Consider the following 21757-nt stretch of genomic DNA (forward strand, 5'->3'; position numbering starts at 1 on the left):
TGTCGGCAAAGTCATAGGGATCGTCATGCTCGCTGAAATTTTCAGACTAAGTGTGTAATTTGGCGGAAGAGGTTTTATATTTCCTAAAAATGTTATAAAATTAACTAATTTTTGAGATTAGTAGTTACACTCTATAGGATGTTCGAATGATGCTTGGTTTTGATACTAATTTAATACAACTTCAGCAAGAACTTTCACTTTCAAGTCAGTATTCCCCTTCAGAATTAAAAGTGATTTTTGATAAACAGTGTGAGCATAAGACAATCCATTCGCTTTCACTTTTGTCGTGTAATTTTGATAGCAAGAGCATGGCAAGTTTATGTGCGTGTATTGATAGTAATCCCATACAAACTATTACGTTAATTCAAACTTACTTGCTTCCTGAATCCTGGGTGAAATTACTTAATACATTAGCCAAACATCAAAATGTGCAACGGGTCAATTTGGTGGAATGTGCACTTCCTGAGAACAAAGAAGTCAAAATCGCCTTCAAAACCTTAGTAAGTTCCAGTAAAACATTAGAACATTTAAAAGTGACTAAACATCGTTTTGCTAATGTGAATGAATTTGAAAATGCCTTAACGCGCAGCCACTCATTAACTTCGATTGAGGGACTTTATAATACCCTGCCTGAAAAAGTAAAATCGCGTTTTGAGCACAATGCTATTTTTGTGCAGATGCAAGATCATCTTACACAGTGGCAAAAAGAGCGTACCGATGCCCCAGTCTTCTTAGATGTTAATAAAACACTATTTTATAAACTCGTGAAAAAATTACAGGCTATGCAATCTCATGATAAAAAACGTTTGAATGATGTGCTGGCCGCGTTTTATTCCTATCTAGCAAGTGAATATCAAATTTTTGGCAATCATGCAGAAGCTATAAAATATTATAAAAGAGTTTGTGATACCAAAACGGCAAGATTTCAAACACAGGCTCATCAAGCATTAGGAGAAATGTTGTATGCCACGCCTGAGCCAACGTTAAGTGAAGAAGAAAGTAAACAACCCGGCATTAAACTTGGTATGATGATTGGGCGCGTTAAGCAATTATTAAAGGCACATCAACATTTGATTACTGCATCAGCGTTATCAGAACCTTCGAATGTTCAGCCCACCATCTTAAATGGCTATGTTAAAGCGACATTGGGCGAAAAATTAGCAAAATTAGCTGAGGAATTTACGCAAGAAAGTCAAGCGGATTTTGCAGCGCAAAGACGCACTAATAGTTTTCAATAACGATAAATAAAAGGGCATGTAAAATGCCCTTTTATTTGCCCTTAACATCGTTATGCGGTTTCATGTGTCACATGATATTCCGCATGTGATTTATAATATTGTGATAAACGATTCACTTCTTTATTAAACTCAACCAGTAAGAAATTGACTTTATCATTCTCATTCTTGCTGATAGCGGTTTCTAATTGAGCAACCGCCGTTTTAAGTGGCGAAACGCCACAGTAGCAACAAGCACCATGTAGACGATGAACCGCTTCTCTCATCGCTTTGAAATCTTTTTGGGTAAATGTTTGATTAATACTATTTTGTGCGGGTGCTAAACTTTCAATCAAACCCTTGAGCATATCTTTGGCAAGGTTAGGATTGTTACCGGCTAATTTGATGCTTTGCTCCCATTGAATGGGCTGCACACTCTCTTCAAAGGAGATCTCGCCTTGCACTTTAGTGGGTAACGCTGTGTTTTTACGTTGTGGTAAAGCTTTGCCGGACCATTGTTGAATAATGCGATAAAGTTCTTTTTCATCGACGGGTTTGGTTAAATAATCATCCATACCAGCCCGCAACACGGCTTCACGTTCAGTCGTTAATGCATGAGCGGTTAAGGCAATAATGGGGATATGAAAGCCGGGGGCTTCATTGAGTCGAATGCGGTTGGTGACTTCAATGCCATCCATGCCAGGCATTTGAATATCCATAAAAATCAGATCATAGTCATGCTGTTTGAGAAGCTCTAATGCTTCACTGCCGCGATTAGCGCAGTCAACTGCAATGCCTAAATTTTCTAGTAAAGCTGCAACTAACTTTAAATTAGAGGGATAGTCATCAACCGCCAGTACTTTAATGGCATTCACTTGCGTAATATCGAATGCATCTTCATTGTGATTTTTATCTGAGCGCAGTGCTTTGGTATTTTCATCTTCAGGAATTAAGATATCGACCAAGGCATCATGTAATTTCTTTCTACGTACGGGTTTAGCAAGACAAACTGCTGCGCCTGAATGATGAATATCGTCATAAATACTTTGATCGGTGGTATTTGCCAAAACACCAACGCGACAATTAAATTCAATCGTTGCAAGTTTGATTAAATCTTCAATAAAACCGCTATTGGGATCAGGCTGATTCACGCCGATTAAAATCATATTAAAGGGGTTATTTTCAAATTTCGCACTGGCTAAGGCATCTTGAATATAAGCGGGTTCATCGATCTCAACAACATCAATACCCCATGAGGTAAGTAAATGGTTTAAGCTTAAACGAGCGGTTGGATGTGCTTCGTAAACCAGTATTCGGCTGCGCGCCAATTCTGGATGATGTTTAAATTCAGATGCTTCATTTAATTTCTTAGCAATAAAGGTGAACCAGAAAGTTGAACCTTTGGAATGTTCTGATTCAACACCAATATCACCTCCCATTTGTTGCACGAGTCGTTTAGAGATGACCAAACCAAGGCCTGTACCACCAAAGCGACGGGTTGTGGTTGAATCGGCTTGCGTAAAGGGTTGGAAAATAGTTTTTTGCTCGTCGGTTGACAATCCAATTCCGGAGTCAGTGATGCTCACACACAGCACAATATGATCGGATTCTTCTTTTTCCAACATGATTCGTACCACAACGCTGCCATGATCGGTAAACTTTATCGCGTTATTCACCAAGTTAGTAATAATTTGTTTTAATCTGAGCGGATCACCAATAATTTTTTCAGGTACATCAGAATAGATCATGGGTACTAACTCTAACCCTTTTTCATGAGCATTGGGTGCCATGAGGGTTAAGCCTTCCTCAACACATTCTCTTAAATCCATCGCAAGTTGATCCAGGGTTAGTTTGCCTGCTTCAATCTTAGAGAAATCGAGAATATCGTTAATAATGGATAACAAACTAACTGCTGATTGATGAATAGTTGATAAATAATCCGTTTGACGATGATCAAGCTTGGTGCGCATGAGAAGATTGATAAAACCAATGACACCGTTTAAAGGCGTACGAATTTCATGGCTCATATTGGCCAAAAATTCCGATTTAACCCGACTAGCCGTTTCCGCTTCTTTCCGTGCCATCTCCAATTCAATATTTTGAATTTCAATGGTTTCTAAGGTTTGTCGCAAGTCGGCAGTGGCTTGTTCAACGCTTTGTTGCATTTCTTCATGTGCGGCCTTTAGTGAGGCTGCCATGGTATTGATGCCTGCTTCTAAGTGGCGTAATTCGCTGCGAGCATTGGTGTAAACGCGGGTGTCAAAATTCCCATTTTTAATTTTTTCAACAGCCGCAGCCATCTGCAAAATGGGTCGAGTGACGTCACGCCCCATGCGAAAAGCGAAAATCCCACTGATCCCAAGACCAATCAAGACGATAATGCTACAGGCAAAGAGTACTTGATATTGGCGGATGGTTGTTGTCATACGCCCAAGCTCAATACTAATCCAACCCAAAACATTGTCGTGATTTTCAGCTAATTCAAAAGGGGAGTCAGCATAGGCAAAATCTTCGATAATAACGTCACGAATGGTGACAGGGACGGTAAAGAGTAAGGAATTACCGGTGTCAGCCATGGTGATGCCATGGGTTTGATCCATTACCGAAAGGATATTGGTAGGCGTTTGGTGCTCATGGCCTGCATGCGCCAGCAGTCTGCCATCTTTATTGAAAATAGAAACGGAGCGAACCTCAGGCTCGGATAGGGCATCATTAGCAAGGCGTTGCAAGGTATGGGTATTGCCAGAGAAGACACCATATTCGCTCGCAGGTGCAAGCTGCAAGGCAATTGCGTACCCTCGGTCACGTAAAGCCTTTTCTAAATCTTGAATACGAGTACTCGTAAAATAGGCGCTTAGTAACAACGAGATAATAATGGTTGGTACTAAGGTTAGAAATAGAACCCGGCTTTTAATACCCCATTCATTAATCACAAAATACTCTTCCCATTTTGAATTTATACATTGTTGCCTGCACTCACTTACCCCAGTTACGTACCAAAGCGTACGCGCCTGGGGATGCGTTCGCTTGGCGCCTCGTCTAAATTCAAACTGGTTCGAGTATTGACGTTTTCCATTTTGAATTTATACATTGTTGCCTGCACTCACTTACCCCAGTTACGTACCAAAGCGTACGCGCCTGGGGATGCGTTCGCTTGGCGCCTCGTCTAAATTCAAACTGGTTCGAGTATTGACGTTTTCCATTTTGAATTTATACATTGTTGCCTGCACTCACTTACCCCAGTTACGTACCAAAGCGTACGCGCCTGGGGATGCGTTCGCTTGGCGCCTCGTCTAAATTCAAACTGGTTCGAGTATTGACGTTTTCCATTTTGAATTTATACATTGTTGCCTGCACTTACTTCCCAGCTAAATTTTTTGAGATTGTACCCAGGTATACTTTCATGTTGATTCCATTTGTTTCATTGCTTGCTTAATCACCACTTCATTATCAACCGGGATCCCAAGCGAGCGGGCGACCTGGTGATTAACTGAAATCGTAAATTCATCTGGATATCGAGGGAGACTAAGCTTTTTGTCTTTACTGTTCACGATCTTAATAATTTCATCCGCCGTTTGATCGGCCAATTGTTTGGTATTGGAATAGACTGCAGCAATAGCGCCATTGTTAACAAAGGTTTTAGAATAGCCAACTAAAGGGACTCGTTTATGAAAAGCAGTCAGTAGCATTCCTCTTGCTGTTTTGGGGTTGTAAATACGGCTATCGGGTATAGCGAGGATCACTTTGGCATCGTTTAATAAAATATCTAGAACGGTTGCCGGGTTTTCAAACTTATCAACGACCACCGTATTTAAGTGAAAAGGGAACTTGGGAGCAGATTTTTGTAATGATTCTTGATGATAAAGTGATTCTGTACCCAAAATAACGCCCACTTGTTTAGGAGGACGATGCTTGAATAGACAGGTAATTAAATTTAATTGTCTTTCAAGCGGTTGATCCAGATAGATAGCGCTAATAGGGTGCAAAGGATCATTCAAAGTGCGTTGATGTGTCTGCAACAAATGATGAAAAATAGCCCGTCGCGATAATACGCTGAGAATCGGGGTTTGTGTTTTGGTGTTTAACAGTTGGCGCAAACTTTCTGAGCCAATGGTCACAACCAGGCAAGCCTGTGATAATTGCTGCATTGCAGCTTTTTCATGTAAATTTTCAGATAATAAATGAATCAATTTGGGTTTTGTCGTTAATTTCCCAAATAAAGAAGCTTCAATGCGGTGCACAATGGCGAAATGACTGTTATTTGAGACGAGTATGACCGAGCCGCAGGCCTGTACAGAGACAACCCAAAACAAAGATGAAAGCAATTTTGCTAACAAAAAATATAATTTCTTGGCGCTGCCAAGAGATATTTTACGAGACTGAATACACTTTTCCTCGATAAATAAAACACTTATCGCTTATGCTATATACCTCCCCCTTTGATGCTTGGCAATACCCAAGCAAAATAAATTGTTGGGTGCTAAACTAAAGGCAATTCCACGGAGGATTGATCGTGCATAAATCAAAAATAATTTTGTCATCTATCTTATTTTTTGCTGTCATTGCAGGTTGCAAATGGCAAGATGACTTTCGTACAAGACGACAACCAGAGCTTCTTGAGCAACCAAGACGTCCAACCTTGAACATTGACTCAGTGGATTACGAAGGTAATCCTTTAGAAGAAGAGGCGATAGAAGAGAGCGAGACGTGCTTGCCAGCCATAGATGGACGATCTGAGATTCCAGAAGTACCTGAATACCCAGCAGGGGTTTAGAGGAAGTCATCTTCTTCCTGTACACCTCTCCCAGAGGGAGAGGTGAAAAAACAGCTACTGCCTCTTCTCTTCCGGCTTTGCAGCAACCTTCTCAATCGTTCCACCTTTCACTTTACCTTTGATGCTGGAAGCAGGGTCCACTTTGACAATGCCTTTACCCGAGGTAAAAGTGATGTCTCCATTGACCGTGCTACGCGTCAGATTCAAGGTTTGTTTTAAGTCTTTAACAGGCTCTATGGTGATGTTTTGCGCATTAGAGTCGATTAAATCAAGATTGGCGCTGGTAATGGTGATGGGTTTGGCAAATTGGGTGTTCCTTGCCCCTAAAAAGCCATAGACCGTAATCGGTCCTTCTGCATTCACATTTTTTAATTGTAATTGCCCATTGATACTGAGAGGGCCTAACAGTTCTGTATTTTCGAGTTGACACTGTCCATTCACGGTCAAGTCATGAAATGATGAATTTTTTGCTAACAAATAACCATTGATGAGGGTATCGCCTTCTACTTTAACGTTATCCAATTGCAAAACACCGGAGTGATGTAATTTCTTTTGGGAAGATTGACTTATTTGGATAGCGCCAAATTGCATATCCGTGGTGTTGGGCTCTGCCAATGCGGTAAGGCTTATGGCTAATAATGCGAGTGTATAAGTTGTCCTTAATAACATACCTTTTCCTTTATGATGAATAACGCTAAAAGAAATTTGCCACAAATACCGTCAAAATACCAAGTGGCGCAAGATAACGAATGGCGAAGCGCCAAGCAATATAGGTTTTGGGCATTTCACCAAATTCTGCTCGAACGACTTTTTCATCCATTATCCACCCAGCGAAAACACAATATAAAAAAGCGCCGATAGGCAGGAGCAGATTAATAGGAATGTCGGTTAAACATTGGAAGATCCCCCAGCGAGAAAAGAGCTTAACCTCTTGCCAGAGGTTGAAAGAAAAGACGCTTAAGAGTCCAACAATCCAGGCCAGCAAGCCGACATAGAACGAACCGCGTTTTCTAGAGATGTGCCAACGTTCGTTAAGAAGCGCTACTAAAGGTTCGCCCATCGAAATGGATGAAGTCCAAGCCGCAAAGAGTAATAAGGTGAAAAATGAAATCGCAATGAAATAAGAACCGGGGATCTGGCTAAAAGCAATCGGCAACACTTGGAACATGAGTCCTGGGCCACTGGCAGCTTCTAGTCCATGTGAGAAAACAATAGGAAAAATCGCAAGGCCCGCTAAAATAGCGACGGCAACATTGATGACGGAAATAATCAAAACGGTTTCAACCATATTGGTTTTTTTGGAAAGATAAGAACCATAAATTAAAATCGCCCCGGCACCGGTTGCCAGTGAAAAGAAGGCTTGCCCCATGGCATCAATGATAGCTTGTGAGGTCAGGGCTTTTAATTTAAAAGAAAATAAAAACTGTAAGGCTTTTTGAAAGTCACCCACAATTCCCGCATAAATAACTAATAACAGTAAGATCACCAGCAACGCAGGCATCATCCATTTTGAAGCCTTTTCAATGCCGGCATTAACCCCTAGCGCGACAACGAGCATCGTTAAAAACATAAAAGCGGTATGCCAGGCAATCAAGATCATCGGGGAGCCTAAAAGGTGATCCCAGATGCTAACGACTTCCGCTGAGCTAATGTTGACAAAAATGCCTTTGATGGCAAAAAACAAATAAGCGATTGACCAACCTGAAACAACACTATAAAAGCTAAGTACCATGAGAAGTGTCACACAGCCTAACCATCCAAGGCCTGCCCAACGTGGAGAGTGGTGCGCTTCTTTTGCTACCGCAGCGAGTGTATTGACCGCGTTTTGTCGGCCATGGCGACCAATCAAGAGCTCGGCAATCATCGCCGGGATCCCAACCAATAAGGTGCACATCAGATACATGAGGACGAATGCGCCACCACCGTTATTGCCTGCAACATAAGGAAATTTCCAAATATTGCCAAGGCCTACGGCAGCGCCAGCGGTAACCATGATAAAGGCAAAGCGTGAACTCCAAAGACTTCTTTCAGACATACTCTTCCCATTTTGTTTTGATGCGTTTTTGTTTTGAACGCAAGAAGTCATGTATTTTACATACACATCTCTTTGACAAGCACCTTAACACCAATCATAGTGCCCTGCAAAGCATCGTCTTCGCAGCGGAATCTTTGGTGTTGTTGGCCAAATAATCATCTGCTATGACTAAAATTTAGTAAGGAAAATTAATGAATGTATTTGTCTTTGATATAGAAACGGTGCCCGATGTGCAGACGGGGCGGCGCTTATTAGGGTTAATGCATGAGTCAGATGAAGCGGTTTTGTCAGCCATGCAGAGCTTAGCCAAAGAATCGACAGGGCAAGCCTTTGTCAAATTGCATTTACAAAAGATTGTGGCTATTTCCGCCGTCTTTCGCCAGGGGGAGCAGCTGAAGGTATGGTCGTTAGGAAATGAAGATTCCAGTGAAGCTGACTTAATTCAACGCTTTTTTAAAGGCATCGAGAAATATAAACCCACGTTGGTTTCGTGGAATGGCACGGGTTTTGATTTACCCGTGCTCCATTATCGAGCGCTCTATCACGGGGTGAGCGCGAGCGGTTATTGGGATATGGGTGAACAAGACAGTAATTTTAAGTATAATAACTATCTTAATAGGTATCATTTGCGTCACTTAGATCTCATGGATGTCCTTGCCGCTTATCAGGCCAAGGCTTATGCGCGTTTAGATGATATTTCAAAAATGTTAGGCTTCCCGGGTAAAATGGGCATTGATGGCTCAGAGGTGTTGGCCTACTTTAGCCGGGGCGAATTGAAAACGATCCGGGATTACTGTGAAACCGATGTATTAAATACCTATTTGGTTTATTTACGGTTTCAGCTGATGCGTGGGCACCTATCTGAGTCACAATATGAAAATGAAATTTTACTAACTAAAACTATGCTGCATGATTCAGAAGAATCCCATTTACAAGCTTTTCTCGAAGCTTGGTTAGAACAGGAGTAGTCGCTATCTATGTCACGTCGCCGAAAAATTTTTCCCGCTCCGTTTGAAGTGGAAGTTACTGGGTTGTCTCACGATGGTCGTGGCATTGCGCGCGTCAATGACAAAATTCTCTTTGTATTTGGTGCATTACCGCAGGAAACCGTGCGGGTGCAAATCACCAAAATACATAGCCGTTTTCAAGAAGGGACTACCTTAGAAGTCTTAAAGCCTTCGCTGATGCGGGTAAAACCAGCATGCACCCATTTTGGGACTTGCGGTGGATGCAGTCTGCAGCACATTGCACCTTTGCAACAAGTCGAATTAAAACAAGCTTGGTTACAAGATCAATTAACCCATCAAGGCAAAGTAACGCCTGTTGAATGGCTACCGCCTTTATTAAGTGAATCACAAGGGTATAGACAAAAAGCGCGTTTAGCAGTGCGCTATGTACCACAAAAACAAAGTCTGCTGGTGGGTTTTCGTGAACAGGGCAATAATAAAATTGCCATTATTGAATCCTGTGAAACCCTCGATCCGCGTGTTGGTAAAAAAATAAAAGCATTACGCGAATTGATTGATGCACTAGCAGCGAAAGAATCCATTGCGCAAATTGAGGTCGCAGCCAGTGAAGAGGAAGTTGCTTTGATTTTTCGTCATTTGCAACCCTTATCGGATAGCGATCAAAAAGCACTCATTACCTTTTGCCAACAGAATCAGTTTTCGCTTTTTTTACAGCCTTCCAATAATGAGTCAGTACATAAAGTATGGCCAGAAGATGGTAACCCTTATTTAAGTTATCAACTACCGACACAAAATTTATCGTTTGCTTTTCATCCGATGGATTTCACGCAAGTGAATGCACAAATGAATCAACAAATGATTAATCAAGCTTTAGCATTGCTGGATCCAAAATCAGACGATATTATCCTAGATCTCTTTTGCGGATTGGGCAATTTTAGCCTACCCTTTGCCAAGTATGCGAATAGGGTGGTTGGTGTGGAAGGGAGTGTACAATCAGTCAGTCGGGCAAAGGAAAATGCTATTCGCAATCAATTGACCAATACTGAATTTTACGCATGTAATTTAGAAGATGATTTTAAACACATGCCTTTTGCTAAAGGGAATTACAATAAAATTATTCTCGATCCGCCACGAAGCGGTGCGCAAAAAATAGTTGAGGAAATGGCATACTTTGCACCCAAGGAAATACTCTACGTTTCTTGTAATAGTGCAACCTTTGTAAGAGACGCAGCTATACTGGTGCATCAGCATGGGTACCGGTTGGTAAAATGTGGGGTAATGGATATGTTCCCCCAAACAGCACACATCGAAACTATGGGGCTGTTTGTTGCGACGAAAAAATAGGAATGGACGATGGTTAAAATCAGAGATGAGTTGCCCAAAACTAGCGATGGCACTATTGATATTGAACAATGGGCAGCACGTATCGCAGTTAATCGCTCAGAAAATGATAAACAGCTATTGTTGCAAAGCGCCATGTTGTCATTGGAACATGGAGGGCATCATCTCACCAGCGTCAATGAATCCTGCTTACGCCAAGGGCTTCTAACAGCAGAAGCCTTAGTCACTTTAGAACCTGATATTGCGACGTTGCTAGCTGCCGTTGTTTATTTTGCGGCGCACTATGGCGACTTAAGCATGGAAGACATTAAGTCATCGCTAGGAGAAGAAGTCGCAACGCTGGTCGCAGGTGTTGTGCAAATTACCACGCATACTCACCAAGCCAAAGGACATGGTCAATCCTCTCAACATGATAATTTACGCAGAATGTTGCTGGCCGTGGTGGAAGATGTCCGTGTCGTCTTAATTAAATTAGCAGAACGCATTACTTCATTGCGTGCCGCTGCAACGCTTGAAAAAGAAGCGCGCCAACAACTCGCGATTGAAACCCGAGATATTTATGCTCCCTTAGCGAACCGCTTAGGGATTGGTCAAATAAAGTGGGAATTAGAAGATTTTGCGTTTCGTTATCTGGAGCCCGATGCTTATAAACATATTGCAAAGTTATTGGACGAAAAACGTCTTGATAGAGAAATTTACGTCAAAAATGTCATTCAAACCATAAAATCCGCATTAGAAGCAGAAGATATCCAAGCAGAAGTGTCAGGTCGGGTTAAGCACATCTATAGTATTTGGCGCAAAATGCTGCGTAAAAATCTTGATTTTCAAGATATTTATGATGTAAGAGCCGTACGGGTATTAGTGCCTGAAGTCAGAGATTGTTATGCCGCTTTAGGAATTGTCCACTCGCTTTGGCAACATATCCCTAAAGAATTTGATGATTATATTGCAACACCTAAAGAAAATAATTACCGTTCATTGCACACGGCAGTCATTGGCCCAGAAGGGCGCACGCTTGAAATTCAAATTCGCACCGTGGATATGCATCAAGAAGCAGAATTAGGGGTTGCCGCGCATTGGCTTTATAAAGAAGGTGGTAAACTCGATCAAAATTATCAACGCCGCCTCAATTCATTGCGACAAATTTTAGATTGGAGTGAGCAAGCAGAAGGCAATAATAGTGAAGAAGTCTTGCTTCAAGAAGTATTGGAAGATCGCGTCTATGTCTTTACCCCACAAGGGGATGTCATTGATTTGCCAAATGGTTCAACACCGTTAGATTTTGCTTATCAAATTCACTCTGAGCTTGGACATCGCTGCCGAGGTGCTAAAGTGAACGGCTCGATTGTTCCTTTGAACTATCAATTATCCTCTGGTGAGCAAGTTGAGATTTTATCTATCAAAGAAGGTAACCCAAGCCGTGATTGGTTAAATCCAGGCTTAGGCTATTTAGGAAGCGTTCGTGCTAGAGCAAAAGTCCATAATTGGTTTAAACGCCAAGCACGTGATCAAAACGTGCATTATGGTAAAGAAATGATAGAGAAAGAATTTAAGCGAATGGGCTTGGAACAAGGCGGCCTGGGTAAATTGTTGCCCAAATTGGGTGTGAAATCGCTAGAAGATTTATATGCCTCGATTGGGGGCGGTGATTTACGGATGCAGCAGATTTTTAATTTGCTGCAACGTCATGAAGTGCCAGACGATGATGAGATTATTGCTCATGTGAGCAAATCTGTTAGCTCTGCATCGGAAGTGACTATTCATGGCGTGGGGAATTTACTTTGCCATTTTGGTGGGTGTTGTAAGCCGCTGCCTGGCGATCGGATTGTGGGTTACATCACCCTAGGTCGTGGCGTGACCATTCATCGTCAAGATTGTATTCATATTTTAGAAAAACCTGAAGATCAAAGCCGTCTCATTCAAGTTGATTGGGGCGAAACCATTAAGAATATTTATCCGGTTGATATTCGGATCTCAGCTTACGACCGACAAGGACTCTTGCGCGATATTACGTCGATTTTAAGCAATGAAAAAGTCAATGTGATTGCGGTGAATACCACAACCAATAAAAATGATAATATGGCGCGTTTAGTTTTAACCATTGAAATTTCTGATTTGAGTGGTTTAATGAATATTTTAAATAAAATATTACAATTACCCAATGTGCTTGAAGCAGAAAGGGTGCATGAGGCGCATAAGAAATAATCCGCCTTCGCTAAAGCTTCGGCGTGATTCAGCTACGCAGGACAAGCCCTCAAATGAGTAGCAGCGGTAGCTGCGATAGTTAATAGCCCCGGGTAAAACGAACGAGCCGTAAGGCAAGTGAGTGGAACCCGGGGTAAAAGCGCTCTCTCTAATCAGAACTGCGGTAGCAGTGAAATAATGATTATTTCAGAAAATGATAACAACAGTGGTACCCCATAATGAACAACAATCCCACCACCTTACTCCAAGAACTCCTCGATATCATGGCTAAACTTCGTTCCAAAGACGAAGGCTGTGCCTGGGATAGGGCCCAAACTTTTAAAACCATTGTCCCTCATACTATCGAAGAAGCTTATGAAGTTGCCGATGTGATTGAACGAAATGCCTTAGCAGAATTGCCAAGCGAATTAGGCGATTTGTTTTATCAAATTTTGTTTTATTGCCAAATGGCTAAAGAAGAACAACGTTTTTCTTTAACTGAAGTGCTTGCTGCATTAAAAGAAAAACTGATCCGCCGGCATCCGCATGTCTTTAATAACGAGCAACCCAAAGCGTGGGATGAGATTAAAAAACAAGAAAAACCCGATGCACCGCTTTTAGGTTCTATCCCGTCGCATTTTCCTGCGTTATCGATGGCACAAAAATTACAAAATCGTGCCGCAACAGTTGGCTTTGATTGGCCAAATTTGCACCCCGTTTTAGCTAAACTACAAGAAGAAATTAAGGAATTTGAAGAAGCCTTTGCTAATCATGATCAAGCCGCTATGAGTGAAGAGTTAGGCGATATTTTATTTGTCTGTGCCAATTTAGCAAGACATGCCAAGCTCGATGCCGAGCAAGTCTTACGTTTAGCCAATCAAAAATTTACCCGACGTTTTCAGGGCGTCGAGGAGCAGGTGAAAGCATCAGGCAAGGCATGGGATGCATTTAGCTTAGAAGAGCTAGAAACTTTTTGGCATGTTGTGAAAAAAACGGAAAAAATCAGGAATTGAAAGGTTATAGCGTAAGGATAACCTTTCGCCTGGGTTAATATTTTTTGCTTTTACTTACTTTTTTTGAATCATTATTTTCTTCTTGCGTTTTTATTCTTTTGGTTTCAATAACAGCTGCGCTTTCTATAGGCTCAATCTTGCTTCGTCTTTGGCTAGGTTTGCAAATGGGCGCGTTAGATATTGCTTCATTGTGCCTAGCTTGATCTAGTTCCCGTTGATAGCTAGGGAGAATGTGTTCTCCTGATGCATTTCCCATTTCGATTTGATGATCAAAATCTTCACCGGATACATTATTTAAGGCTTCATCACTTTTTACAAATTGTTGAGGGCCGGTGTACTTCACAGAGAGTCCTTATTTTTAACTTCTAAAAGTAAGGATTATACCTTGTTTAGGAATCAGGTCTATAACTAAATGGTTGTATATTTGTGATTATAGAAGGGATAGATCGAATTAAATTATAAAGTTCGAATATTGTGTGAAGCTTAGCCTATTCACCTCTGTGCAAGAGGTGAATAGACTTGATGGTGAGTCTATCGCAGTTTTAAATGACCTAACTTTTCAGTCAGTGCATCTAAACTATGATCTTCTTCAGAGGGTTTCCAATATTGGCCTTTTTGACCCACGAAATAACCTTCCTTCGCACCTAATTGTAGATGACGTTCCAGCCCTGGGACTAAGGCTTTTTTATAGTGTGCTTTACGTTCAGGAAAAGCAACTGGAGCTTGATCATCAAGCATTGCTCTATGAGGTTTAGGATCCAAATGTTCAAGATACTGAGGGTATTCAAAGTCTACATTCCAAACATCAGCGCCTCCTCGCAAAAGCACGCCAACCATATGTTGCTTATTATTGGGGATTCTTTTTATCCCTAAATCTTCAAACTCTTGACGAAGGTGATCGTCTAATTCGTGAAGATCTTTAGCGATCGGATGGGTTCTGCGACGAGTTGCTTTATCTTTGGCAACGGCCATTTTTTCGAGCTGTGCTCTTCTTGGTTCAAAGCCTGATACATGCCGCAGACGTTCCTCTCTTCGTTCTTTTAGTTCACCTTCTTCATAAGGTAATATCGCATCTCTCCTAAGCATTTCCTCAGAGCTTAAAGCTTTAGGCATTTTGGCATTCCATTCTTCAACGCGTTCAACAATACCGGTGAATGCTTTGCCTCGGCTTGCAACATCGGCTAAACGCGCTTTTCTACCTTTCATGGTAGCATCCCAACTTGCAGAAGCTGCTAGCATATCGGTTTCTTTTAAAGTTTCAGCTTCCTGAATATTGGCAAATTGCAGTTGATAGGTAATGGCTTCGAGGCGTTTAGAATGTCTAGGATTCAGCATTTCTTTCACAAAACCATTATAGAGGCCTTGATAGCGAAGGGGTATCGCCGTTGGTTTTTCAGCGAGCTCTTTTGCTTCTTGTGCCGTTCTTTCAAGCGCAGCTAAGGATTCTTTAGCAATAGCTAATGGAGAAGTACTTGGCTCTGATGCATTACTGGTTGAAGCTTCTGATGCATTACTGGTTGAAGGTTGTGATAATTTTTCTAGTCTGGCAATGTCGTGTTTGGCTAGTTCCACCGTACCCGCGAGTTCAACGGCTTGCTTTCTTGCTTCTGCTTTTTCTGCAAATTGCGCTTGCAGTTTCAGCATGGTTTGGATTACCAAGCCAGGGGTTAAAATAGGTTCCGAAATATGGGAACGAATTGTCTTAAGGAATCCTTGAATAATGGCTTGTTTTTCTTTGAATTCAATATCTTTTAATTCAAAACTAGAGATATTTCGTGCAAGCTGTTCTGCCGCTTCATAAAGCTCAGCTTGTTCTCCTTCCTCGAGTGCTTCGTTACCATTTTTGAGTCGTTCTGCAAGCGCTTCAAGGTGATATAACCGATTATCGACGGGATGATAATCTAATAATTCTTCGGTTAATCTAACACGTTGTTTTGTGAATTTCTCAGGGGTGGTTAAAGGATCAGATACGCGGGTTGATTCAACTTCTTTTTCGTCGGAACTAGAAACACCATCCATACTCATATGTCAATCTCCTTAGACTTGTTATGAACTACAGCTTAGTTTTGAACTACCACCAAACAATCATGCACGAAGTCATAGCGGATGTCATTACGCAATTTAAAAATAATCTGAATAGGATGGATTATTATGTCGGGTTGAGAGGAGAGCCGGTTTTTATTTAGTTTAAAAAATAAGAACCGGCTAAAATGCAATTGGCAGTATTATAATCAAAGCAGATGATTTTTCGAGTAGGCGGCAAGCGAGTGAACCCCCAGGAGCGCACAAAAAGTGCATGACTGGGGTGAGTGCGTGCAGCCAACAACCGCGAAAATTTATCTGCGAAGACTAAAGGTTGGACATTAACTCACGCTCAGTTAATGAAGGTTCAGGTGATCGTTCGCGTTCACGATAAAAAGCTTGAATCGCTTCCACAATTTCTTCAGGCGTATCGGCGACAGAATAAAGTTCAAGATCTTCTTCACGAATGGTGCCTTCTGCAACCATTTGTGATTTAAACCATTTAATTAAATCGCGCCAGAAAGACTCAACCGCTAATACCACTGGGATTTTACGTGTTTTTCCGGTTTGTACTAAGGCTAAAATTTCAGCAAGTTCATCTAATGTACCAAAACCACCTGGCATGACAACATAAGCGGAGGCGTATTTCACAAACATCACTTTACGGGTAAAAAAGTGGCGAAAACGAATGGAAATATCTTGATAATCATTCGCGATTTCTTCATTGGGCAACACAATATTTAAACCCACACTTAAAGAAGGGCCTTCTTGTGCGCCTTTATTTGCCGCTTCCATTAAACCGGGACCACCACCTGAAACGACAGAATAACCTGCTTCTGATAAGGCTTTTGCCGTTTTAACGGTTAAATCGTACCAACGATGTCCAGGTTGTAAACGAGCAGAACCAAAAATACTGACAGACGGAGGGATTTTAACTAAACGTTCATACCCTTCAACAAATTCTGCCATCACTTGGAATATTTTCCATGATTCGCGAGCCATGAGAGAATCGTTAACGGAAGAAATGCGGGATGCTTTGCTCATGGTAGGCCTCATATTCTTTTTTGTTGATCTTATTTTACTATAACACAGCCTATAAGACTTTCCAGCTTGTCCTGAGAAGCTGAATCCCGCCGTAGCTTAAGCGTAGGCGGACGGTTGCTCGCTCCTTGGCGCCTAGCCTGCCAACAATCTGTTGCGAGGAAATCTCGTCTGGGAAGCTTAGATTGCTTTGCTACGCTCGCAAAGACCCAATCATCATATATTCTTAATAAACCCTAACCGTCCGAGATGCCCATGAACGACCTCGATTCTTCTGCCGATTTTCACCAAGATATTCGCTTACTGGGTGAATTATTAGGTAAAACCTTGCGGCAACAAGTGGGGGAAGAACTATATGAAAAAATTGAAAATATTCGGCGCTTAGCGAAAGCGGTTTTTGATGGACAGCCTGAGCATATTCCTCAACTAAACGAACTCTTAGCACAATTAGCACCCAATGACATGTTAGGGGTGGTGCGTTCATTTAGCCATTTCTTAAATCTAGCCAATATTGCTGATAACGTCCACCGTATTCGACGAATAAAATGGTATAGGCAGCATTTGCAATCGGCGATTCAACCTGGCTCACTTAAAGCCATCTTCTTGAACTTACAAAAGCATCAAATATCGCAAGAAGCGATCCAAAGTGCGATTGCTGATCTGAAGATAGATTTAGTATTAACAGCGCACCCCACAGAAGTTATGCGCCGAACTATTATTCAGAAATTCGATCGCATCGCTCATTACATGGAACAAACCGAAGATAAAGCTAATGCGGTTGATGGCATTTACCGAGAGATAACCGCTATTTGGCAAACCGATGAGATCAGAAGCCGAAGGCCCACACCGTTAGATGAAGCCAAATGGGGCTTTGCGGTGATTGAAAGCAGTTTATGGCATGCCTTACCTGAATTTTTAAGAGAGTTCGATCAGGCACTATTAAAATGGGCAAATCAGCGTTTACCTTTAACTGCCGCACCTATACGATTTAGTTCGTGGATAGGTGGGGATAGAGATGGCAACCCCAATGTCACGGCAAAAATAACAGAGCAGGTCTGCTTGATGGCGCGTTGGGTAGCGGCTGATCTTTATGAGCAAAACATTAATGATTTAAGCGCTGCGCTTTCAATGGAGCAATGCGATGAAACATTGCAAGCGTTGGTCGGTAATGAACAAGAACCTTATCGTGCCTTTTTACGTCCCTTAAAACGACAATTAGCACTCACCAAACGTTTCTTAGAAGATTCTCTTGCCAATCGCCCTACGAGTTCTGAAGATATTATCCTTGATAAACAAACCCTATTAGAGCCTTTATTGATTTGTTATCAATCGTTAATCGCCTGTCGTGCCAGACCCATAGCAGAGGGCGAGCTAACCGATTTAATTCGCCGCGTGAGTGCATTTGGGATCTGCTTGTTACCGCTTGATATTCGTCAAGAAGCAGCCAAACATACCTTGTTGCTTGATGAGCTAACCCAATCGTTAGGATTAGGCTCTTATGCGGCTTGGCCAGAATCACAAAGAATGGCCTTTTTACAAACAACCCTTGAACAAAGTAAATTATTATTTACCCCTAATGTATCCTTAAGCGATGAGGCAAGTATTGTGTGGGATACCTTTAAAATGATCGCAAGACAATTGCCTGATTCATTGGGTGCTTATGTGATTTCGATGGTGCATGAACCCAGTGATGTCTTAGCGGTTTGTTTATTACAAAGAGAAGCGGGTATTGCAAACCCATTAAGAGTAGTTCCTTTATTTGAAACGCAAACAGCTTTAATCAATGCTTCAAGCTGTCTTGAAGCGTTATTAAATAATGCTTGGTATAAAGCCTTTATCGCAGGTTATCAAGAAGTGATGATTGGCTACTCTGATTCAGGGAAAGATGCAGGGATTTTGGCAGCCGGGTGGGCACAATATCAAGCCCAAGAACAATTAATCGCAACAGCCAAACAACACCAGATCAAATTAACGCTTTTTCATGGCCGGGGTGGTTCAATCGGTCGAGGAGGGGCGCCAGCGCATGAGGCAATTTTATCATTACCGCCGGGAGCGGTGATGGGGGGGTTGCGGGTAACAGAGCAAGGAGAGGTTATTCGCAATAAATATGGTTTACAAAAAAGAGCACGCCGTACCCTCGAAATTTATACCACGGCGACCTTAGAAGCGATGTTATTGCCACAAGCAGAGCCAGAGCCTTCCTGGCGAGAGATGATGAAGTTAATGAGTGAAACAAGCTTCCAAGAATATTGTCGCATCGTTAAAGAAGATCAAGATTTTATGCCCTATTTTGAAGCGGTAACGCCTTTGCGTGAAATTGGCAGTTTAATGATAGGTTCAAGACCTGCCAGACGGCAGCAACACACCCATGATATTGGCAATTTGCGTGCCATTCCTTGGGTTTTTGCTTGGACACAAAATCGACTATTATTACCTGCATGGTTAGGCGTTGATGCAGCATTAATGGCAATTATTCAACAAGGCAAAACCGATCTATTACAAGAAATGGTCGAAAAGTGGCCTTTTTTTCGCACATTGTTGAATATGATAGAAATGGTGTTGGTGAAAGCCGATTTAACGATTGCAACGCTTTATGAAAATCGGTTAGCACCCGATCAACAAGCAACAGCCACTCATTTACATGAAAAATTTTCTGAAACAGTGAAATTATTAAAAACTGCTTTATCCTCTGAAACACTTTTATCGACTAATTCAACGTTACTAAGAACCATTAACTTACGTTCACCTTATTTATATCCGTTACATGCTTTACAAGCAGAATTATTATGGCGAGTTCGTACCCAATCATTACCTCTAGCAGAAGCAGAAATATTGCAACATGCGTTGATGGTGAGTATCTCCGGTATTGCCGCAGGCATGCAAAATACCGGTTAAAATAAGTGCTTTCTGCGTTTGCCCGCCGTAGCTGAATCACACGGAAGCTTAAGCCTAGGCGGATTCGCGAAGGCTGGGCTGCTCATTTACGTGTTTGTAAACTGCGCTGCTACAATTCAAAATTCCGTCATTGCTGTAAAGGTTACATAATTCGTTTATAAAAATTGCAAACAGTTAAAGCAGCGGAAGCTACGATAATAGCCCCAGGTAAAACGAACGAGCCGTTAGGCAAGTGAGTGGAACCCGGGGTAAAATGAGACTCTATCATTTGAACTGCGGCAGCAGTGAAACAAAGATAGTTCCACCGGTCCCCCGGTTAGAATGAGTGGGGTAAATTCTATACCCCGGATTTCAAGCAGTTTTGCTATCGCAAAATGCTTTGCATCCGGGGCTAGCAACTGTGGTTGCTGCCGCAACCAATTTATCAACGAATTATGTAACCTTTACAATTACGAGCGTAGCGAAGCAATCTAAAGCTTTTTAGATCGCGTCGTTGCTACACGCATGCTGTAGAGGATTTGACGTTTATTCGAATAATTAAAATGTTCGAATACCTAGGGGTTTTGTCGGGAAAAACCTTGCATTTTAGTCATGTGACGAGTATATTGCTTCTAACAAAATGATGAGTCTTCTCCCGAGGGAACGTAGGAGAACTGGTAATGTTTTTCATTACTTAGGACTAATAGACTAAACGGGTTCATCACTAAAGTTCATATTTTAGTGATAGACCGGATATTCCTCCTTATCTATCACTTATTTTTGATTTGATAATGAGGTTAGTTATGAAACGCGGTCCCCGTCATTTTAAAAAAACAGTTGAATGCAACTCATCATCCGCACAGGTTGCATTAGGTATACCTGAAATAGTTGCCAACATATTACATCAATATCCCCGCTATGGGCTTCGCGGTCAAAATAACCTCGTGACAGTTTCCAAAGTATGGCATGAAGCGATTAAACAATGTCATTTACAAGATGAACCAACTTTTGAAAAACTGATTGCAGATTGCTTAAAATGCCCTGAAAGTGTCATTCAAATTTTAAGGGACGACACTTTTCTCCCTTATTTATCTGAAGAGCAAATTTTAAAACTCATCAGCTGTCATAGCGAGTTTGCTATTTATTTGCTTAAAAATGATTTTATACCTATCAATCAAGAGAATTTATTGATATTAACAAAACATCATCCTCAAGTTGCCATGCATCTTTTTACCAATCCCAAATGGCGTCAAACGTTACAGCAAATGAATATCTACCTGTTTGGTTGCCAACATCTAGAAATAGCTCAATATATACTTGATAATCATTTGGGATCTGATCTGTTACATAGAAGAGAAGGCTTAAAAACCCTTGCAGAAAGCTCTCCCATCATCGCCAGAAGGATTTTCAATGATCCCGCTACTTATAGAGATTTGACAGAACATAATCTTAACGGCCCCAAATTTCTCTTTAAATATATCGAATTGTTAATAGAGAGAAGTAATGCAGAGAGAAGTAAAGCTAATCAACCATCCGTATTATTACAGATTAATACGCCTGAAGATTTTATTAATCACTTTGAAGATTTATCTGAGCTTGAGTTAAGCAGACTAGAGGTAAAGGTATTAGGTGAATATCATTCTGAAATTGCTATGAAAGTTATGCAAAGTGAAAGGCTTTTCAAAAAATATTGTGAAACACGCCCATACAATACTTGGGTCATAAATCATGAAGCCGTAGCGATGTGCTTTATTAAGACAGAAGCGTTTCGTGAATTTTTTGATTATTATCTAATGAGTCGTTTATGTGAAAATCACCCTGCAGCACTTGAGTTCCTTTTTAATCAAGAAGATTTACGTATTAATATGTACGCGAATGTTTTCCTAAACAGTGATTCGCCTAATCTTCCTCTTGATAAAATAGCGATGCCTTGTCTGAAAGACCCCAATTTTAGGAGAATTTCACATGACTCACTTCTTGTAAGTTTGGGGACACATAATCCAGAAGCGGCTAAATTTATTCTGACGACAAAAGAATTGTATACCAAACTATCTGAAAACAGTGTTCGTTTAATTTGCAATAAATATCCTCACATTACTCAACAAATCCTCAATACTCAAAGCTTACGAGAATTAGTAAAGCCTGCTCATTTAGCAATATTAGAAGCAGTAATCATAGAACCTTTTGCCGTTGAGATATCGAAACAGGCTAAAGGTTGGGATTTACAAAGCAATAAACCGAGCAAAGAAATGGATGTCGATGCGGTTGCAAAGTTTACTTTGAAAAAATAG

The 21757-nt window shown here is 41.3% G+C and carries 15 protein-coding genes; 8 read left to right on the forward strand and 7 right to left on the reverse strand.

What is annotated here, in order from left to right:
- Positions 1-146: 146 nt before the first annotated feature.
- Positions 147-1238 (forward strand): hypothetical protein, encoded by a 1092-nt coding sequence (locus tag HT99x_RS06600; protein ID WP_075066414.1) that lies wholly within the window; start codon positions 147-149, stop codon positions 1236-1238.
- A gap of 50 nt (positions 1239-1288) precedes the next feature.
- Here the strand turns inward: HT99x_RS06600 and barA are convergent, their stop codons facing one another.
- Both barA and HT99x_RS06610 read right to left on the reverse strand, forming a co-directional pair.
- A complete protein-coding gene (gene barA, locus HT99x_RS06605; protein ID WP_075066413.1) occupies positions 1289-4147 on the reverse strand; it encodes a two-component sensor histidine kinase BarA in 2859 nt (952 codons plus the stop codon).
- 468 nt (positions 4148-4615) lie between these two features.
- Complete coding sequence (locus HT99x_RS06610; RefSeq protein ID WP_075066412.1) at positions 4616-5551, reverse strand: ABC transporter substrate binding protein; 936 nt, start codon at positions 5549-5551, stop codon at positions 4616-4618.
- Between the two features lie 176 nt (positions 5552-5727).
- Here HT99x_RS06610 and HT99x_RS06615 point away from each other — a divergent pair, with 176 nt between their 5' ends.
- Complete coding sequence (locus tag HT99x_RS06615) at positions 5728-5988, forward strand: hypothetical protein (protein WP_075066411.1); 261 nt, start codon at positions 5728-5730, stop codon at positions 5986-5988.
- A gap of 54 nt (positions 5989-6042) precedes the next feature.
- Here the strand turns inward: HT99x_RS06615 and HT99x_RS06620 are convergent, their stop codons facing one another.
- A complete protein-coding gene (locus HT99x_RS06620; protein WP_075066410.1) occupies positions 6043-6657 on the reverse strand; it encodes a hypothetical protein in 615 nt (204 codons plus the stop codon).
- Positions 6658-6682: 25 nt separating this feature from the next.
- Entirely contained in the window at positions 6683-8023 is a 1341-nt protein-coding gene (locus tag HT99x_RS06625) for a sodium-dependent transporter (RefSeq protein ID WP_075066453.1), read from the reverse strand.
- 191 nt (positions 8024-8214) lie between these two features.
- On the opposite strand from HT99x_RS06625, the gene HT99x_RS06630 reads away from it, so the two are divergent.
- The 4 genes from HT99x_RS06630 (at position 8215) to mazG (ending at position 13529) form a co-directional block, all read left to right on the forward strand.
- Positions 8215-8991: a ribonuclease H-like domain-containing protein gene (locus tag HT99x_RS06630; protein WP_075066409.1), complete on the forward strand. Its 777-nt coding sequence runs from the start codon at positions 8215-8217 to the stop codon at positions 8989-8991.
- Between the two features lie 9 nt (positions 8992-9000).
- Complete coding sequence (rlmD, locus tag HT99x_RS06635) at positions 9001-10335, forward strand: 23S rRNA (uracil(1939)-C(5))-methyltransferase RlmD (RefSeq protein ID WP_075066408.1); 1335 nt, start codon at positions 9001-9003, stop codon at positions 10333-10335.
- Positions 10336-10344: 9 nt separating this feature from the next.
- Positions 10345-12537, forward strand: a complete 2193-nt coding sequence (gene relA, locus HT99x_RS06640) for a GTP diphosphokinase (RefSeq protein WP_075066407.1) — start codon at positions 10345-10347, stop codon at positions 12535-12537.
- Between the two features lie 218 nt (positions 12538-12755).
- Positions 12756-13529, forward strand: coding sequence for a nucleoside triphosphate pyrophosphohydrolase (mazG, locus tag HT99x_RS06645; protein ID WP_075066406.1), 774 nt, complete (start codon positions 12756-12758; stop codon positions 13527-13529).
- Between the two features lie 34 nt (positions 13530-13563).
- Here mazG and HT99x_RS06650 read toward each other — a convergent pair whose 3' ends face one another.
- The 3 genes from HT99x_RS06650 to HT99x_RS06660 all read right to left on the reverse strand — a co-directional run bounded on the left by HT99x_RS06650 (position 13564) and on the right by HT99x_RS06660 (position 16595).
- Positions 13564-13872, reverse strand: a complete 309-nt coding sequence (locus tag HT99x_RS06650) for a hypothetical protein (RefSeq protein ID WP_075066405.1) — start codon at positions 13870-13872, stop codon at positions 13564-13566.
- Between the two features lie 188 nt (positions 13873-14060).
- Positions 14061-15554, reverse strand: a complete 1494-nt coding sequence (locus HT99x_RS06655; RefSeq protein WP_075066404.1) for a hypothetical protein — start codon at positions 15552-15554, stop codon at positions 14061-14063.
- A 324-nt stretch (positions 15555-15878) separates the two neighbouring features.
- Positions 15879-16595, reverse strand: a complete 717-nt coding sequence (locus tag HT99x_RS06660) for a TIGR00730 family Rossman fold protein (protein ID WP_075066403.1) — start codon at positions 16593-16595, stop codon at positions 15879-15881.
- Between the two features lie 252 nt (positions 16596-16847).
- Between HT99x_RS06660 and ppc the strand changes: the two genes are divergently transcribed.
- Both ppc and HT99x_RS06670 read left to right on the forward strand, forming a co-directional pair.
- A complete protein-coding gene (gene ppc / locus HT99x_RS06665; RefSeq protein WP_075066452.1) occupies positions 16848-19487 on the forward strand; it encodes a phosphoenolpyruvate carboxylase in 2640 nt (879 codons plus the stop codon).
- Positions 19488-20269: 782 nt separating this feature from the next.
- Positions 20270-21757 carry a hypothetical protein gene (locus tag HT99x_RS06670; RefSeq protein WP_075066402.1) on the forward strand — a complete coding sequence of 496 codons (1488 nt, stop codon included), beginning with the start codon at positions 20270-20272 and terminating at the stop codon, positions 21755-21757.

The organism is Candidatus Berkiella aquae (genome assembly GCF_001431295.2).
In the GTDB taxonomy this organism is placed as follows: domain Bacteria; phylum Pseudomonadota; class Gammaproteobacteria; order Berkiellales; family Berkiellaceae; genus Berkiella; species Berkiella aquae.

What these genes read in the sequence shown, in the direction of transcription:
- HT99x_RS06620 (WP_075066410.1), bottom strand. Translation starts at nt 6,657, where the DNA reads ATGTTATTAAGGACAACTTATACACTCGCATTATTAGCCATAAGCCTT.
- HT99x_RS06600 (WP_075066414.1), top strand. Translation starts at nt 147, where the DNA reads ATGATGCTTGGTTTTGATACTAATTTAATACAACTTCAGCAAGAACTT.
- ppc (WP_075066452.1), top strand. Translation starts at nt 16,848, where the DNA reads ATGAACGACCTCGATTCTTCTGCCGATTTTCACCAAGATATTCGCTTA.
- relA (WP_075066407.1), top strand. Translation starts at nt 10,345, where the DNA reads ATGGTTAAAATCAGAGATGAGTTGCCCAAAACTAGCGATGGCACTATT.
- HT99x_RS06660 (WP_075066403.1), bottom strand. Translation starts at nt 16,595, where the DNA reads ATGAGCAAAGCATCCCGCATTTCTTCCGTTAACGATTCTCTCATGGCT.
- HT99x_RS06625 (WP_075066453.1), bottom strand. Translation starts at nt 8,023, where the DNA reads ATGTCTGAAAGAAGTCTTTGGAGTTCACGCTTTGCCTTTATCATGGTT.
- mazG (WP_075066406.1), top strand. Translation starts at nt 12,756, where the DNA reads ATGAACAACAATCCCACCACCTTACTCCAAGAACTCCTCGATATCATG.
- HT99x_RS06670 (WP_075066402.1), top strand. Translation starts at nt 20,270, where the DNA reads ATGAAACGCGGTCCCCGTCATTTTAAAAAAACAGTTGAATGCAACTCA.
- HT99x_RS06630 (WP_075066409.1), top strand. Translation starts at nt 8,215, where the DNA reads ATGAATGTATTTGTCTTTGATATAGAAACGGTGCCCGATGTGCAGACG.
- rlmD (WP_075066408.1), top strand. Translation starts at nt 9,001, where the DNA reads ATGTCACGTCGCCGAAAAATTTTTCCCGCTCCGTTTGAAGTGGAAGTT.
- HT99x_RS06655 (WP_075066404.1), bottom strand. Translation starts at nt 15,554, where the DNA reads ATGAGTATGGATGGTGTTTCTAGTTCCGACGAAAAAGAAGTTGAATCA.